This is a genomic window from Mycobacterium sp. JS623 (genome assembly GCF_000328565.1).
Lineage (GTDB): Bacteria > Actinomycetota > Actinomycetes > Mycobacteriales > Mycobacteriaceae > Mycobacterium.
Map to the genome: position 1 here is coordinate 1,241,436 of NC_019966.1, position 17,213 is coordinate 1,258,648.

Genomic DNA, 17,213 nt, shown 5'->3' on the forward strand with positions numbered 1-17,213 from the left:
GCCTAACGACGGCACCTGGCGCCCCTCGACGGTCACCACCTCAAACCGCGTCAAGAATCCTCCAAGGCCCTCGTCCGATCGTCGTCGCATGACAGAGAACCTGCACACTCCGCAGCGCATCATGCGCCGTCAGTTGTGGCTCGTTGGCCTGGCCGCGCTGGCTTTGGCCGGGTGCTGGTCGTCGGCCGGCTCGACCCATGCCTCGTCCGCCGGCCCGGCACCGACAGTGACCGTGACCGCGACGCCCGCGCCTGTGCCTGCAGCTGCCCCTGCGCCTGCGCCTGCACCGGTGACCGTGACGGTTGCCCCGCCCCCAGAATCAGCGCCGACGACGGTGGTGGTGCAATCCGCGCCCAATGGTCCTGCGTCGTTCCGATCGCCGTCGGGAAACATCAACTGCAGCCTGTCCACCCCCGGAGGCAACATTGCTGCCCGCTGTGAGGTGGTTGAACACACCTGGGCGGCCCCACTACGCGAGCCGGCATGCCATCTGAACTGGGGCGACCGGTTCGAGCTCACGCAGGGCAACAACGCCGCATTCGACTGCTACGGACAGGAGTTCCCGGCCGTTCAGGAGACCCTCGCATACGGCCAGGCGCGATCGTTCGGTTCGATCACGTGTGAAAGCGAGTACACGGGAATGACGTGCACCGACAGCAACACCGGTCACTACTTCCGCGTGTCGCGCGACAGCTACGAACTCGGCTAGTCACGCCGTAGGTCGCCAGAACCCCTGAAAACCCTGACCTGCGTTGGTCGTTCGAATAGGCGACAGTTTGACGGGATCACCCGCCTCGACCGGGTGTCAATAACCGTTCCAATGAACTTGACACCCGCGAAGGCGGCAGGAGAACAACGTTCCCGCCTACTCGCGACCATCGGGGTGATCACCGGAACGCTTTGGCGAAGCGAGGAAATCCCGTTGCTGTGACACATGAACCTCGACTGAACCAACCGGATGCGCAAGCGCGTCAGGTGGTCAGACGTTCCACCAGCTCACGCGTCCGTTAAAGAAGAGCGACTTCTCGGTCCTCCTCGCGCAGGAAGCCTCCGGGTAGCCCTCTCGCACCATCAGCGTCTCGCCCATTCGCTGCTGCCGCCGCGTCGAGGATGCGCTTGACGGCGGTGTGGTGAACGCCGACGTCCTTCGCGATGCGGTTGGGCGCAACACCCTTGCTCTCAGCCTCCAGGATGACTCGCACTGTGGCGACTGGCTGCCGCGTAGTCTTCGACTCCACCAGCGCGACTGCCAGCTCGTCGAGTCCCGCGACGTCGCGGTGCAATGCCGCGCCGAGCGTCGCGGGTTGCGTGCGCTTCCCCACCGCGCTCACGGCGGTCTGTGGCGCGAGGTCGCGCTTGCGGGTCGCGCCCGCAGCACTGGTCCCGCTGGACCCGACCTCTCTGACCTGAACCTTCGACATCGACGTCGCACTTCGCGAAACGCGAGCACGCCTGACCGGCTTGTCGCCGAGCACTACTAGCGCGAACGTCGACACCGCAATCGTCGCGTCCACGATAAGCGGTGTCAGCCCCGACGCGAGGACGTTCGCGTCGCGGGCGAACGCGGTTAGCGCGCCATAGGACTGCGCAAACGCGAACATTGCGACTCCTCCGACCAGTGCGACGACGAGGCCGTAGGCCAAACCCGAGGCGGTGTTTCGTGCAAGATGAGCGAGGCCATGGACAAGGGCCATCAAGAAGATCGGCGCGATGCTGGCAGCGATGACGCGGTTGAGGTGCACGCTCTCGCTGGCACCAATCGCGTGTGCGATGTTGCCGTAGAGGCTCGTCGCGGTCGCGAGTAACAACAACGTCCAGAAGAAGCGTCGGGCGGTACGGCGGTTCTTCGCATCCATGTCAGCCTGGGTGGTCATCGGTTGCCCCGCTTCGAAGTCAGGTTGTAGGCCACCGTCTCGCCGCCCACATCGACCACGACGCTGGCGTCGAGACCGAGGGCCGTCAGGTATGCGCCCAGCGTGCTAAGCAGCATGTCCTCCTGATGCTCGAGGCGGCTGATCTGGCCTTGGCTGCTACCAATGGCGTCGGCTAGTTGGACCTGCGTGACACCGGCGAGACGTCGAAGGGCAGCGAGGTCGATCATGTAAACATATTACTTCAATGCTATATAGCGCGGATGTTATTCCGAAGTTGTGCGGCGGCGGACACGCGTCAATCGCGACCGCCCTTATTGATGACGCTCACTACCGAGGGAGACCGCTCGACGTGATGTTCAACCTTCCCGCGCAGCCGCGCGATGAGGACACCATTACCGCGTCCGTGGTCGATCTCACGCAGCGCGTCGTCGATGCTCTATTCATAGCCACTAAGTCCCATCAGGGTCGTGATAACGGGTGGCGAATAGGTCGCGGACTGAAGCAATCCTTCGCGACCTCGGCGTCGGCAATGGCACCAGGGATTCATAATGCAGCGCAAAGGCGTGGCTCGCTGGGGACCACTTCGAACTCGAATCGCTACAACGGTCTCTTTCGCACGGCGACAACATAATTCAGCGCGATGGCAACGAGTACTGCTAGACCTCAACCGAGATCGAAGCCGCGACAGACGACGTCCAGGTTACGAGATCGCCTCAAGGCTCATCGGCCAAATCAACGCTCTCGGTCGTATCCACGACCCGAACTTTCGCCGCGTGACGCTGAGCCGCTGCACCGATGACAACGGGCAGCCCCATGTTTTCGGCGCGATTGGTGTGACACTAGTGACCGTTCGCATGCGGGCAACAACAACAGTCACGTACGCGGACGGCACCACGCCGCCGACTCCACCGTCACCCTGGCCCGCCTACCTAACACTTGCGGTCAACGACCTCACCGTCGCCGAGGCGCTCGAAAAACATAGCCCGGACCGAAAGTCTCTGGTGGGATGATCTGTGGACGCAATTCGAGACCCTCCGTGAGGCCACGAAGCCAGACACGAGAATCGCCCTGGGCTGGACCAGCACATCCGAGCTCGAGTCGTTCAAAGAATTTGCGAATCACCCCGTCGTGAGTGGCGATGAAGCGCGACACGCTCGTAGGCCGGGCCAGCCGCAACACCGGACAAGCCGCTGGCCAAGGGCCGTTCCTCCATCAATGACTCGTCGTCAAATGTTTGGACTCACAGAAGTGAGATTCACGACTTGCCCGGTCGCCGCAGCGCAACCGACGCGCGGACGAGAAGCTTGCCGACACTGGCTCATCGCCCCGTGTGAGCCCGCGCGTCCGCCAGCCGCTTTCTCGTTGCAGGGTTGACTCTCTCGAATCTCTCGTTGAACCAATCAACTTCAACGAGATTCGCTTGTTCGCCTGAGTGGACGTCAGAACCTGAGTGGTACCGCCGATTATTGACGACGACCCCAAAGGATCTTCCTGCGCCGATGCGGTGAAGTCCTACAAGCTGAGGTGGGCCACCGGACAAGGGGTCACGGCCGACTGAAAGAGCCTCACAGAACGCACCAAACACCGCGCGACTGGTGTGCGCAGCCGAACTATGGTTCCAGTACTTGAGCGCCGTACGAACTTCCTCCGCGCCTGTGCCCGCAACAGTTAGCGAAGCGGATTTCTCGGGCATCGACAGGCGGCGAAGCGACCAATCTTGTTTTGCTACTGAGTAAGTCAGTATCGATATAAGGAAGCTGCTCGTCATTTCGGCACCTTCCCGGCTGCCGATCACAATCCCAATGTCATCGCTTCGTTGGACGGTGGGGTAAGACATCCACTGTCTTCGCAGAGTGCTCGCAATTGCTCTGTGTGCCTGTATGTTTGACATCCCCGTGTACATTCCCAGGTTGGCTCGCTCCTGGATCGTCGGCAGGGTCAGCGCAGGAAACACGACCTGACCCCAATACCCGAACACAAAAGGCGCTTGATTAGACGAGAATGTCTTTCGTCCGCGATCCCACGTAGGCGGCTTGAAACCCCAGCTGATTCGACTGTCCGTCGCGATATATAGGGATGCTGGTGCGCGGGAGTCGACCCCGCACCACACAACGATTGATGTCACTTGTTGATGTTGACAGGTAGGTTTCGCGTGCGGAACGGTAAAAGGGCAACTCCTGGGACCGGCACGCATGCCGGTACGAGGTGTCCCTGCGGACGATTCTGTCCGCACCCAGGTCCATTGGGGAGGGCCGAACATATCGGCCCTCCCCGATTCGGATTGTAGGACTGTTGAACGTCCGCGCGGCCCTGCCGACATGATCTGGCGGATGGCGAACTAGCTCCTCTGTCCGAGCGCGATTGCGACCTTCTGCATTTTATGCGTGGTTACGGAGACATGGGCGGACCACCTGAAGGCATGTTGCCGCTGATGGGGGACGCCAGGCGCTGGATGCCGTCGCTACGATCAGTGTCTGATGACGACGCCCGAACCCACGTGGAACACCCCGTACGGACTGAAACATCACCGCCAGCTGCCGATGGCGATGTTCAATTTGGCAGCGGAGCACGCCCGGCGGGCGATTGAGGGGACTAAGGGCGGCTACACCTCGGCCCTCGGAAGAGTCGATCAGCTCACTTCGATCGGGGCCGCTGCCGAATTGCTGATTAAATCCACGCTCGCGGGCATAAATGTCAGCCTCTTGGCGGGCAACCTCAGCGCTACGACACTGCTTACGCTGATCGCGAGTCCACTGGCACGGCCAGGCAAGGTATTCACGGTCGGCGCTGTTGACGCGCTCCGTCGACTCAACGAGTGCAGACCGCACGGTGCCACAGTAATTGTCGAACCCAAGCTGATCTTCGAAGTCCGAAATGAAGCGCTGCACATGGGGCTGGTCGCGGATGGGGCAACGATTCAAGCCGCGCTCACGGAGCTGGTTACTCTTGCTACCGACGTCTTTGAGGTCAGGAAGGTGCTACGCCAAGATGCCGACTGGAACGCCTTCTGGTCGCCAAAGCACCTCACAATCGTTGAAGCTCTGCAGGGAGCCGGGTACTCTCAACTGCGCAGGCATTTCAGCCGTCTCATCGACGCAGCGGGGAACGCATATGCGCGACTTACCGCCGGACTAAGCCCAGACGAACGTAATCGACTTGTCGCCGAACTGGTCACTCGCGCACCGGAAGTTGATGACAGCGAGCTGCTGCGTTCACATCCTTGTCCTGCGTGCCAGAACACACTGTGGGTCGTCTACGACCTGGTTCGAGACGTCGAAGTCGACGACTCCGATGCACCAAACAGCTTCGGATATGTGGTGAAGCAATCGGGTCACGTCTCGTCCGCCTCTTGTCCCGTGTGCAGCCTCAGCCTGTCGCCACGCGACATGGTGCTTACCGACATTCCGTTCGTACTCGATATGGGACAAGACGAGGCCACGGCGGATGAAATCGAGGGTTGGCAAGACACCCAACACGACGATTGGGCGTATTCAGATTACGAACTGGACCCTACTGATTTCGACCCCGACGATGAGGGCTAATTGCCCAAACCCGCGATGGTAGTGACGTCCTCCATTAGTGGCTGGCGCACGTCACCAGCTTGCTGGCGAGCTGACCGAACTCAAAGTACGGCCGTCGCTAGCGCAGATTCGTCGCACACTGCCCGTCGTATCACCGGCGTACGACGGGCATGCAGTTTGCTGAGCGGTATCATTCGGACGATGAGCGTACGGTTTACCGCCACCCAGAGAGCCACCTTCCGCAAGGCGTTCCGGGACGCCTGCACGAAGGACAACATCGCAAACGAAGTGAAGCGCGTATACGCGAAATATCAAGAACTATACGGTGTTTCCTTCGATACGCTTCGCGCAATCGCACTTGAAGATCAAAGCCGAAACGCCGCCGAGTACCGGGCGATGTACGCGCAACCGGACTTGAAGCGAAATCAACGAAAAGAAGAGAATCAGGCCAGAGCCAAGGAAAGGCCGAACGCCAGGCTGTGGCCGAAGCGAAGAGGGCTGCGCAGCGAGAAGCTGAGAGGAAGCGAGCCATCGCCGACCCGGCCTACTACACGAGAGCGACCTTCTGCCCGGTGTGTCGGCGCAATCTCGACTGCGAGTTCATGCCGCCGCACAACGACAGAAGGGACCATAGGTGCCAAGGCTCGGGGCGCTTCGGAGTGACAAACGCCGTCGCTGATCGCAAGCCACGCGAAGAGAGCAGCGAAAACAACAGTCGTAGCGTCCGTGCCGCCAGCGGAGGGCTACCGAGCCTTGGGAAGGGTCATCGCTAACGCGAGCGCACCACAACCGCTCAGGAGACCCGCTTCAACGCAGCGATCTCACGGTGCATCGCCGACGTCGTAACTCGAGCAAACCATCACCTCAGTCCAACATTCTGCGACAACTGAGCGAGCACACGGCGGTCCCGCTCACGTAAAACTTCCGGGTCTGGCTCCTGGATGAACTCCACAGCATTGAAACCCTCGCCTTGTCGTCGATTCTGCGGTGGCTCTAGGCCTTCAATGAGGAGAGCCTCCATAGTTGCTATGAGACTCGTGACGCCGATTTCAACGGTGGGTATTGGTGTCAACTCGCCGTTGGCGCGCACGCCTCGGACTCCGAACCATGAGAAACGGTTCCACCGACCCGATAGGCGGTCTCTTGTGTGTTCGAATAGGCGCAGTCCCATGTGACGGTCAGTCACCCTCCCAACATAAATGGCGCGGCTCCCGTCATAGAGGACGTACACCCCTACTTGGGCGGCGAAATCCACTGGCGCACTGCCGGACTGCTGCACGCCCAGCAGGCGTGGCCTCCTCGTGCTCCACGACACAGCATCTCGATCCCAGAACATCCCGAAGGCGTTGATGAGGCCCATTTCCCGGGCATCTTCAGCAGCCTCATCCGCATCGTCAACGCCCTCCTGTACAAACTTCGTTCGTGTCTCACGAAGCGCGTACACGCCGCGCTCCACCTTGACGACCGCAGACTTCTTACCGCCGCGTGTTAACCCGGATAGATTGGCTGACACGGTCGCAGCAGGCGTAGCACCGACATTGACCCGATACCCGCTGTCGATGATCGCTTGGGCGATTTCGGCGTAGTGCATCGCCGTTCCGCTGTCTTGAAGCGCAGTCAATATCGCCTCGCGCCAGGGCATGTCGGCCATCGCTCACCTCCTCGCTGACTCGCGTTGTAATCCATCGCGGCGGCACTCATCCCGTCGCCTGAAGCGCCTTATAGACGAGAGGGACTAGTTCTCCCATGAGCTTCTGTGAGATCTCGGAGTTGTTGAGAATCTGCGTGGATAGATCACTGTGGGATTCCATGGCCCCGATCACCGCGCCGACGAACTCGTTCTGCAGATCGGGGCTGGCTGAGAACTGGGCCAACGAGTTGTTCTGCGCCTGCTGCTGCAGGGTCTCGCTCTCTTCGAGCCTGTCCTTCACATGGGTGACGACGCTGCGCACACTCGAATCGGGGTGATCACCGGAGAACAGGTCATTGATTTGGGCGATGACGTCTTCGAGAGCCACTAGCTCGGGATCGCGGGCGGTGCCGGTACCTGACTCCTTGGCCGGTTGGAGTGGCACATCTCCGGTGAGCTTGCCCGCGATGGTCTCTTGTTTGTGTTGAGCAAGGTAATCGAAATCTACTGTTGATAGGTCGATCTCGTGGTTGAGCCGCTCGATGGTGATCACCGGTTCTAAGTGTCTTAAGTAAATGGACAACTTTTCCAGTGCCGTGTCCTCGTAGTTGACGATCTGTGAGAGAAAGTCGTACTGACGCAGAAAGGTGCCAACATCCTTGCGGAAGACCTGCAATTCATCCAGGGCGAGCTTGTCCTCGTGGTCCACTGCCGCACGTTCGCGGTCTCGGAAGCGGTCCCGTGCTGGGGTGACCCACTTGTTGAGTGCCTCGTGGCCTTTGTGGGGCTGTTTCGCGTAGGTCAGGTAGTCGGCAACCAGGCCCTCGATCTCTGACTCTTGGTATATCCCTGCAGCATCGAGCTTGTTCATGGTCTCGTGCACGATGTTCGGGTCGGTGACGTCGGCTAGGGTGGTGGCCTCGTAGTACGGCTCGAATGCCTCCACGATGTCCTGGGCGGTGTTGGCGAAGTCCACGACGAACGTCTGATCCTTACTGGGGGCGATCCGATTCAGCCGGGACAGGGTCTGCACCGCCGCCACCCCTGAAAGACGTTTGTCGACATACATCGCCACGAGCAGCGGTTGGTCGAAGCCTGTCTGGAACTTATTGGCCACCAACATGACGTTGAACTCGTCGGTAGCAAAAGCATCCCGTAGGTCGCGCCCCTTCAACCCCGGATTCATCAGGGACGAGGTCTCGGTGACCTTCTCCATTCCGGATTCCTCGTCGGTGATCTCACCCGAGAAGGCCACCAGGACCTTGACGTTGGTGATGCCGTGATCCTTGACGTACTTGTCGAATGCCACCTTGTAGCGCACCGCTGCCTTACGCGATGAGGTGACCACCATCGCCTTGGCCTGCCCGTCGAGCCTCCAGACCACGTTCTCCCGGAAGTGCTCAATGATGATCTGCACCTTCTGGGCGATGTTGGTGGGATGCAATTTCACCCAATTCATGACCGACTTGATTGCCGCGCTCTTGTCGACCAAATCCCGACTGGGATGGCTAGAGACTTCAATGGTCCCCAAGCCCTTGGTGTCTTCGGTCTCGTAGGTCTGACCGTTGTGAGTGAGCCTGAACGCCGTACTGTAAGGGGTGTAGTTGCGTAGCACATCGAGGATGAAGCCCTCCTCGATGGCCTGCTGCATGGAGTAGAGGTGAAACGGGTGCGGCGTGCCGTCGATGCCCTTGTGCCCGAACAGTTCCAGGGTCTTAGCCTTCGGGGTGGCGGTGAAAGCAAAGAACGACAAGTTCTTCGACTCCGCCCGTGCGGCCATCTCCGCTGCCAATACGTCCTCCGCATCCACAGCGCCGCCGTCGGCCAGATCGTCCAGCTCTGCCTCTGTCAGCGCCGCTTTGAGCCGCTTTGATGCTTCTCCCGCTTGGGACGAGTGCGCCTCGTCGGCGATGATCGCGAAGTTCTTACCTTTCAGATCAGCCTGGGTTCGGATCAGTTCCAAGGCGTGGGGAAAGGTCTGGATGGTGACGATGATTATCTTCGTACCACCCTGGAGGGCGTCGGCCAGCTCCTGGGACTTTGCGCCACCCAGTCCAGCGATGTGGGCGACTACGCCTGGGGTGCGGTCGATTTGGCGGATCGCTTCCTGTAACTGAGCGTCGAGCACGTTGCGGTCGGTGATCACAATGACCGAGTCGAACACCGGCTTGTTGGCGTCATCATGCAGCACTGATAACCGGTGCGTGAGCCACGAGATCGAGTTTGTTTTTCCGCTGCCCGCTGAGTGCTGAATCAAGTACCGCTGGCCTGGTCCCTGATTGTGAGCCGCCCGGACCAGGTTTGTCACTGCCTCCCATTGATGGAAGCGCGGGAACAGCATTGTCTGCTTGCGGACCTTCTTGTTCGAGACAGGATCGATGTTCTCGTCGACCTGTAGATGCATGAAGCGTCCGAGGATGTCGAGCCAGGTATCGCGCTGCAGGATCGTCTGCCACAGGTACGCCGTGCGTGAGCCGTGCGGATTTGGAGGATTTCCCGCGTGGCCATCGTTGCCCCGGTTAAACGGCAGGAACACCGTGTCCTTGCCCGCGAGCTTGGTGGTCATCTGCACCTCGCTATTGGATACGGCGAAATGCACAAGCGCCCGAGAGCCGAACTGCAGCAACGGTTCTCCCTTCGGCAGCCGATGACCCTTGTACTGCAGCACCGCGTCGGTGATGTTCTGCTGACTCAAGTCGGTCTTCAACTCAGCGGTGGCCACGGGAATGCCATTGACGAAGCAAACTAGGTCGATGCTGTTGCTGTTCTGGGTCGAGTAGTGCACCTGGCGCATCACCCGCAACCGCACGGCGTGGTACTTCTTGGCGGTGGCCTCATTCAGTGAAGTGTTGGGCCGGAACTGGCACATCTGGAACTGTGCGTTGAGGTCCTTGAACCCACGCCGCAGCACCGACAACGTGCCACCGTTCGCCTTCGGATCAGCTCCCAACGCCTTGACTAACGTGGCCAGCACACCCCGCTGAGATTTCTCCAACGCTTCACCCGTCAGCTCAGGCTTGACCCGCTTCGCCAACTGTTCCGGTTGCGTGTCGGCCAGCCAACCGAAGACGTCGTCGGGGAACAGAGCCAGCTCACGGTCGTACCCCGCATCCGTATGCGAATAGAGCCAGCCGTGCTCGGCCAGATTCTGGCAGATCTCCACCTCGAACGAGGATTCATGATGCTGCTGCGCCACCGCTACGCCGCCTCCCGCACGTCAATCTTGCCCGTGACGGCATCAGTGATCAGTGCTGAACGGTATTCACTTAGGGCCTCGATGACCTCGTTGGACTTCGCGATCAATTCGTCGATTGTGCTGGTGCGATCAGCGAGGTGATTCACAATGGCCACCTGCTCGTCGAGTGATGGCAGCGCAAGCGCAACGTTGCGGAAGTCAACCATCGCGAGGTTCTGCATGCTGGAGCTTGCGCCTACACACATGGCGGCAATTTGTGACCGATATACCTTTGTCCGCGTCCAGAAGTGGATGAACCGAGCCAGTGCGCCCCTGAACCGCACCTGCCACAACTTGTCGGACAGGTAAATGTTCTTGAACTCCTTGTCCACATATCCGGCTGACCCGACCAAGAGCGGGGTATTTGCGCGGTTCACGATGAGTGTATCTGCGCGCACTGGGCAAGTGACGCGACCGATTTCGCCGCTGTCGACGACCGTCTTGTTTGCGGCAGGGTTGAACCACCCAGCGGACACGCAGCTGGTCTTCAGGACGCCGATTTCCTCGGCGTCAGCAGGCCAGTCGCCAGCGTTGACGCTCGTCCCCGACTCCGCCGACTGGATGACGTTCTTCAACCGAAGAGGCGTCCATTGGTAGGGCATCTCGCCAAGCCACTCAATCCCGGTATCTCGCATTTCGACATTCGGGTCGAGTCCCTTGGTGACGGCGTGGGTGATGGTGGCGGTGCGGTCCTCGCGCAGGGTGGCGATGAGCTGTTCCTGCTTGGCGATCAGCGCATCGATCTTGGCCGTTTCGTCGTCGAGGAAGTCGACGACCGCATTTTGGGTGGCGGTATCGGGAAGTGGGATCAGTATGCGGCTCAACTGTTCTGAAGAGAGGCTGGGAATTGTCGCATGGTTACTTAGCGAAGCGATATGGCCCATTGAGTTCAAGCTTCGGACAACGAAGTCCAGGAATTTGTTCGAGTCGCCAGATGTGGGGCGCACTCGCAAGATGTGATTCTGAAAGGACCAGCCGGATAATTCCTCGTGAAGGTAAGCGGAGCGCCCGTACCCGGCTCCCCCTTCCACTACAACGAGATCACCTTTGCGGAGATCGAGATTCCTCCGTTCCGACGCCGTCAGCTTGATGTACTTCACTTCGTCTAGGTCGAGGCCATTTGGTTGCACATTCCCAGCACGGAGATAGGGCACCGTTTCGCCCTGGTCAGTGGTCGCGCCCGCGTTCAGCATCTTTCCAACGGTGACGCTGAAACGGCGCTTCACTGGCATCACCGGCCAAGTCTCTGGTACATCGCCAAGCCAGGGCACGCCCGAACTGCGGTACCTCGGGTACACGGGCCAGGTCACGCGCCCACCTCAGCCAGCATGGCCTGAATCTCACCCACGAGGACGCGGAGATCTTTCTGAATCCTCTCCAACGGCCTGGGGGGCACATAGCGGTAGAAGTGCCGGGTAAACGGGATCTCGTAGCCGATTTTGGTCTTGTCATAGTCGATCCAGGCGTCGGGCACATGGGGTAAGACTTCGCGGGCGAAGTACTCGTTGATGTCTTCGGTTAATGGGACATTCTCGGTGTCACGCAGCGCCGAATCTGGTTCGGGGTTGCCTTTGGAGTCGGTGACGATGACGGCGTCGTCGTCGTGCGCGCCGATTGTCGACCAGATCGTCTTGACCAGCGGCGCAGGCGGTTTCGTCAACCCAACCTTGCGCAGTGCATCTTTGAGTTCGGTGATGAACTCGTCGCGGTCCTTCCACTCCCATCCGATCAGTCCCGTGAGGGCCTTGCGGATGGCTGTCTTCTCACCGTCCTTGAGTTTGTCGATGCTCTTCTGGGCCAGGACTTCTTCGATCTTGTCCTCGGTGGGGGTGAACCGGAGTTGTAGGGGCCGCTCGACGGTGATGGTGGAGTAGCCGAACTCCTCGCCCTTGATGACCTTCGAGACGGCGGGGTGTTCGTCCGTGCCGTGTTCATTGCGGAAGCCGTCGTAAAGGTGGCAGATCCGCTGAATATCCTTCTGGCGCAGCTCCTTGCGTTTCGCGCCGAGTGACTTGCGCATCTTGCCGAACATGTCGACGGCGTTTATGAGCTGCACCTTGCCCTTGCGTTTGGAGGGTTTGTTGTTGTCCAAGATCCAGATGTAGGTCGAAATGCCGGTGTTGTAGAACATGTCGGGTGGCAACGCGATGATCGCGTCGAGCAGGTCGTTCTCGATGATCCACTGCCGGATGTTCGACTCCCCGGACCCGGCTCCGCCGGTGAACAACGGCGAGCCATTGAGGACGATTGCCAAGCGGCTACCGCCCTCTCCACTCTTGACGGGTTGCATCTTCGAGATCAGGTGCAGCAGAAACAGCAGCGACCCATCCGACACCCGGGGGAGGCCGGGGCCGAAGCGTCCGGCGAAGCCGCGCTGCTCGTACTCGTCGCTGACCATCTTCTGCTGCGTGTTCCAGGCCACCCCGAACGGGGGATTCGACAGCAGGAAGTCGAAGTGCTTGGTGCGGAACCCATCATCAGTCAGGGTGTCGCCGAGGTAGATGTTGTCGACGTCTTGGCCCTTGATGATCATGTCCGATTTGCACAGCGCATAGGAGCGCGGGTTGATGTCCTGCCCGAAAAGCACCGGACGGGCCTTCGGGTTCATCTCCACGAGGTGGTCATAGGCCGTCGACAGCATGCCGCCGGTCCCGGCTGCCGGATCGTAGATGGTGCGCACGGTGCCGGGTTTGGTCAGGACGTCGTCTTGGGTCTGGAACAAAATGTCAACCATCAGCTCGATGACTTCACGTGGGGTGAAGTGATCGCCAGCCTGGGTGGAGTTGGACTCTGCGAACTTACGGATGAGTTCTTCGAAGATATGCCCCATGGCGTGGCCAGAAATGACCTTCGGGTGCAGATCGACGGCGGCAAATTCCTTAACGATCAGGTACAGGCGATCCGACTTCGCCAAGTCCGCGATTTGGTCCATCATGCGGAAGCCGTCGAACACATCGCGCACATTTCGGGAGAAGTGCTCGATGTAGTCGACCAAGTTGTCGGCGACGCCCTCAGGGTCGCTGATAAGGGAGGCGAAGCTCCAGCGGGAGATGTTGTAGAAGGGCAGCTTGAACTTGGCCTTCAGCATGACGTCGGGGTCGACCTTGGTCGAAGCGATCTTCTTGTACTCGGCGAGCACCTCAGCCTTCGTCGGTTCCAGAATGCAGTCCAGCCGCCGCAGGATCGTGAATGGCAAGATCACGTCCCCGTACTGGTTGGGCTGATACGGCCCGCGCAGCAGATCGGCGATCTTCCAGATTAGATTTGCGTTGGTCTGCGTCATGCGGTTGGGATCTCCCGTCGGTTCAATAACCAGGCATTGTGGAAATTACCGCGACCGCGTGATAGTTAGCAGGTATACGAGCGTTGTGCCGTCCGATCTGTGCGTCGGGCCGCGAGATTATGGTGATCGAATGCCTGAGATTCCGCGCAAAGGTCCGCTTCGGCTCATCCCTTACGCCGACGAGCTGACCGTACATGGTGGCGACTTCCCGGCCCGGACGCGGTTAATCGTTGACGGATCGACGGTAAGGCTTGGTACACCTCCGGCAGAGGGCGAAGTTGGCTACCGATTCGAGGAGCTGACACCAGAGATGGTTACTGAGCTGACGGTCACGTCGAGGGACGAAGTCAGGCGATACGGTCGAGCAATCGGAATTGCTGTCGCGACCGGTTGGTATCTCGGGCCGGTCGGCGGGGTCATCGTCGGGGCCGTGGCTGGCGGCAAGCGCAAGGTAACGACGTTCATCATGAAGCTGAGTGACGGTCGACGTCTCCTCGCTGCTACCGATTCGGATACGTTCTTCGCGTTGCAGGGTGTCGTATTCTGATCGCGTCGTGAACCCGGCATCCGGCAGGTGGCGTTGTGCCTGTGCACAAAGGCGTCGCCCTTCTGATCGAGATGCCTTAAGACGTTCCCTGCCGGTGTGCCAGTCGGCCATTGGCTTCGCCGTTGTTGACCCAGTGTGGTCAAGAACCCTGTTCATTCGCGGCTGCCGCCGCGAGGGGGTCCCGAGAGTGCTCATCTGTCGGTGTTCGCCATTAACCTTTGCCGCATGGTGGGGCGCAACAAGCAGGTGTACAAGATCACCTATCCCAACGGGAAGATCTACGTCGGGATGGATCTGACCGGCTCGATTTCGTACTTCGGCAGCCCGAGCGCGAAGGAGCGCATAGCCGCTGACCTTGCTGAGCATCGCCTTGACTTGACTGTACGCAAGCAGATTCTGTGGGAATCGGAAACCGCCACCGACGCCGAAGTGCGCGCAATGGAGATCAAACTAATCCGCGAGCACCGCTCGAACGATCCGGCGGTTGGGTACAACTTGACGCCTAAAGCTCTGCACTCAGACCAGCTCACTGAAGTGCCGCCGATGCGCTGGTATGCCCGTCCTGAATGCGAGAGCCAGCAGCTGAGGTTCGCGCCTCGGTTGGCGTCGTGGAACAAAGCCGACGATCCAGACCAGGTTCGACTGCGGGCATATCTCGATGAGACCGAAACACTGATCGCAGACTTGCGGGTAGACGGGCCTTGGGCGCTACGTCTGGATGTCGGTCTGCCAACTGGACGGGATCTGCTCAACATGGCGGACCTCGACAACTACGCTTACCCCCTTGCCTATCGCTTAAGAGATCCTGGGCTGGTGTCGGTTTGGTGCACGAAGCAACACAGCGAAAAGTCGTTCGTGCGGATTGAAGCCGCGCGGGAGGTGTCTTCTCAGTCAGGTGACGCGATATTTGTAGGAGCACCGTCGGCGAAGAATCCGGAGTACAAGCATCAGATCTACGCTGCGGTGGCTGACGCAGCAGAGCTACCAGCGGGACCTGTCCGTCTAGAGCTTGCGTTCGTCGTTGGCCCCCAACGGAATTGGCTAGAGCTGTGGAAGCCCACGATCGATGCGCTGGAACCGCTCTTAGGGCGTGACCCCTCAGAAAATCGGCCTTGGCATCCACGCGACGGCAGGATTACCGAACTGGGCATGCACAAGACCATTGACCCGGCTTTCGGCCACAACATCGTGGTCGGGATAGCAGCCGCACCAGCGCGATCGTGCGCGGCCTAGAAGGGGATTTTGTGAATCCAGGTCTCGACGAAGTCTTGCCGCCGACGCCGGAAGTATGGGCTGAATTGGCGCAGCATGAAATGGCAGGCGATCACCAATTCGGTAGAGCCGTAGGGTTTTTGGAAGAGGGCGGCACCGACCCCAAACTTCTCGCGGAACGGTTGGGCATCAAGACCGACTATGCTGCCTGGTTGTTAACTCACGCCCGAAAGATGAAGCACGGGACCATCCGCGTCGTGGTCAGTGAGAAGAACGATGGCCGCGAGACGGCGGCTATCCAGGCTCACCACTACCGCTACGTGTTGGACGACGACCTCACCGCCGACATCCGGCACTATGTGGAGACAGTGATAGCGAAGTTCAGAACCGTCAACCCTGACATCCCAATGAAGGCAGCGAAAGCCCAAGGCGCTAAGGACTCCTACGAGCGCGAACTGAAACTCGAAGCGGCGCTATGCACAGACCCTGATTGCGAATGGGCCTGGACTCGTCACGGTGGTCAATGTTCATGACTTCGGTCGAGCTATGGCGGGGAAGGATTGGTCGCGCGATCGATAAGGCATCCGTGGAATCGCTCGCAACCGTCGAGATCATCGAGGTGCTGGACACCAGGAGCCAAACCGGCTGCATAGCAGCGCGTGGGACTGCGATGCGCGACGTGATGGAGACCGAGTACGTCTTGATGGGCTTTGCATCCCAGGTGGATAAAGTCGATCCATAGTGATTCGGTCATGTATCTGACTGCCCTTGGCCTTGCTCAGGCGCGCGTCACCTCGGTTTCATGTTGGCGTACTGCGGGCACAAATCGTCGATCGCAATGTTCACGAACGCCCTGGCGTCGCTATCGCTCGGGTAGCTCGGGTACCGGAACCCCAAGTCGAACTTGAACTTCTGGGCGGTCTCTTCATAGGTGTGTGACCCCAGGTAGGCACAGATGTCATGGCCCGTATGAGCAATTTCCTCGGTGTAATTGCGCCAGTCCCACAAGCTCGTGTTCGGGTCCGGATTCAACTCGTCTTGGAAGTTGTCGTCCATGTCTATTACGAACTTCTTGTCCGGTGTCAGCGTCGGTGTTGTCCTCGTTGGGGTCACGCGCGAAGTGCTGTCGTGACGTGACTGCGACACGGCCAAGACGAACCATCCGCCGACCAGCAGGAAGACCGCCAAGCCGATGATGGCCAACACCTTCCAGGACCGCGCAGTTGTAGGCGACTGCGACGAGGCCGCCCGCTCGGCCCATCTACGTCCATCCCAGTACATCAGACCCGGCCCGCCGCTCGGGTCGGGGTACCAGCCGGGTGGCGGTGCTGGAGGCGTCTCATCGTTTCCGAACTTGAACGTGGTTCTGCGCAGGAAGCCCTGACTTTCCGGAAGCTCCAGCCAGAGCGCTGGGTCGACGGCAACGTTGTGCTTGGTTTCGTCGTCTGTGGGCAGCGCGGCACCACATTGCCCACAGAAATGGTGGCCGTCGGGGTTCTTGTGGCCGCTGGCACATGCTGGCATTACCGCTGGAATCCCTCAGCGACCACAAGGCCGGGTCGATGGCGTTCGTTCATCTCGTCTCCTTCATAGAAACGACATGACTAGTGTGACGGGCGCATTGCTGTTGCTAGCTGCTTCGGTCGCATCCATCGTGATGATTTGAGGTGATTGCCTCCGCGAGTGTCGTGAGTCGCGGTTACGACCGCTACGTGGGCAAGGGCATCGCCCTTCACAACTGCAGAGGGCTTTGGGACATATCTATGGCGTCAGCGATCTGGACTCGGTTGTGGACCTCGTCGAGGGGAAACAACTTCTCGCACAGCCAAAGTAGCCCCGTGTCATCGACCGTTGCGGCTATGCGGCGACAGCACGATCGACAGCGAAGTCGCCGCCGAAACTCGCGGCACG

The 17,213-nt window shown here is 59.8% G+C and carries 13 protein-coding genes; 6 read left to right on the forward strand and 7 right to left on the reverse strand.

The genetic code is table 11. The features are described 5' to 3' along the window. Nucleotides 1-88: 88 nt before the first annotated feature. Nucleotides 89-709: a DUF6636 domain-containing protein gene (locus MYCSM_RS37010; protein ID WP_015305233.1), complete on the forward strand. Its 621-nt coding sequence runs from the start codon at nucleotides 89-91 to the stop codon at nucleotides 707-709. Between the two features lie 298 nt (nucleotides 710-1,007). On the opposite strand, the gene MYCSM_RS05940 is transcribed toward MYCSM_RS37010, so the two are convergent. Continuing rightward, nucleotides 1,008-1,874, reverse strand: coding sequence for a Protein of unknown function (DUF2637) (locus MYCSM_RS05940; protein ID WP_015305234.1), 867 nt, complete (start codon nucleotides 1,872-1,874; stop codon nucleotides 1,008-1,010). After that, nucleotides 1,871-2,101, reverse strand: a complete 231-nt coding sequence (locus MYCSM_RS05945) for a helix-turn-helix domain-containing protein (RefSeq protein ID WP_041311390.1) — start codon at nucleotides 2,099-2,101, stop codon at nucleotides 1,871-1,873. The genes MYCSM_RS05940 and MYCSM_RS05945 overlap by 4 nt, the downstream gene beginning before the upstream one ends. Before the next feature lie 2,250 nt (nucleotides 2,102-4,351). Between MYCSM_RS05945 and MYCSM_RS05960 the strand changes: the two genes are divergently transcribed. Continuing rightward, entirely contained in the window at nucleotides 4,352-5,416 is a 1,065-nt protein-coding gene (locus MYCSM_RS05960; protein ID WP_015305237.1) for a hypothetical protein, read from the forward strand. Between the two features lie 838 nt (nucleotides 5,417-6,254). Here MYCSM_RS05960 and MYCSM_RS05965 read toward each other — a convergent pair. From MYCSM_RS05965 to MYCSM_RS05980, 4 genes are read right to left on the reverse strand one after another with little or no spacing between them, the layout of a single operon-like run. Further along, nucleotides 6,255-7,046 (reverse strand): HTH domain-containing protein, encoded by a 792-nt coding sequence (locus MYCSM_RS05965; RefSeq protein ID WP_015305239.1) that lies wholly within the window; start codon nucleotides 7,044-7,046, stop codon nucleotides 6,255-6,257. A gap of 46 nt (nucleotides 7,047-7,092) precedes the next feature. Then, nucleotides 7,093-10,221, reverse strand: a complete 3,129-nt coding sequence (locus MYCSM_RS05970; RefSeq protein WP_015305240.1) for a type I restriction endonuclease subunit R — start codon at nucleotides 10,219-10,221, stop codon at nucleotides 7,093-7,095. 2 nt (nucleotides 10,222-10,223) lie between these two features. Further along, complete coding sequence (locus tag MYCSM_RS35185) at nucleotides 10,224-11,570, reverse strand: restriction endonuclease subunit S (protein ID WP_015305241.1); 1,347 nt, start codon at nucleotides 11,568-11,570, stop codon at nucleotides 10,224-10,226. Continuing rightward, nucleotides 11,567-13,543, reverse strand: coding sequence for an N-6 DNA methylase (locus MYCSM_RS05980; RefSeq protein WP_015305242.1), 1,977 nt, complete (start codon nucleotides 13,541-13,543; stop codon nucleotides 11,567-11,569). Before MYCSM_RS05980 ends, MYCSM_RS35185 begins: the two co-directional genes overlap by 4 nt. Before the next feature lie 130 nt (nucleotides 13,544-13,673). Here MYCSM_RS05980 and MYCSM_RS35190 point away from each other — a divergent pair, with 130 nt between their 5' ends. The 4 genes from MYCSM_RS35190 (at nucleotide 13,674) to MYCSM_RS06005 (ending at nucleotide 16,044) form a co-directional block, all read left to right on the forward strand. Then, a complete protein-coding gene (locus tag MYCSM_RS35190; RefSeq protein WP_015305243.1) occupies nucleotides 13,674-14,090 on the forward strand; it encodes a hypothetical protein in 417 nt (138 codons plus the stop codon). Nucleotides 14,091-14,225: 135 nt separating this feature from the next. Next, on the forward strand, nucleotides 14,226-15,323 hold the full coding sequence (locus MYCSM_RS38060) for a GIY-YIG nuclease family protein (RefSeq protein WP_232425728.1): 1,098 nt from the start codon (nucleotides 14,226-14,228) through the stop codon (nucleotides 15,321-15,323). An 11-nt stretch (nucleotides 15,324-15,334) separates the two neighbouring features. Beyond that, nucleotides 15,335-15,835, forward strand: coding sequence for a hypothetical protein (locus MYCSM_RS06000; protein ID WP_015305245.1), 501 nt, complete (start codon nucleotides 15,335-15,337; stop codon nucleotides 15,833-15,835). Further along, nucleotides 15,832-16,044, forward strand: coding sequence for a hypothetical protein (locus tag MYCSM_RS06005; RefSeq protein ID WP_015305246.1), 213 nt, complete (start codon nucleotides 15,832-15,834; stop codon nucleotides 16,042-16,044). The genes MYCSM_RS06000 and MYCSM_RS06005 overlap by 4 nt, the downstream gene beginning before the upstream one ends. Before the next feature lie 47 nt (nucleotides 16,045-16,091). On the opposite strand, the gene MYCSM_RS35195 is transcribed toward MYCSM_RS06005, so the two are convergent. Further along, on the reverse strand, nucleotides 16,092-16,826 hold the full coding sequence (locus tag MYCSM_RS35195) for a DUF2510 domain-containing protein (RefSeq protein WP_015305247.1): 735 nt from the start codon (nucleotides 16,824-16,826) through the stop codon (nucleotides 16,092-16,094). Nucleotides 16,827-17,213 lie beyond the last annotated feature (387 nt).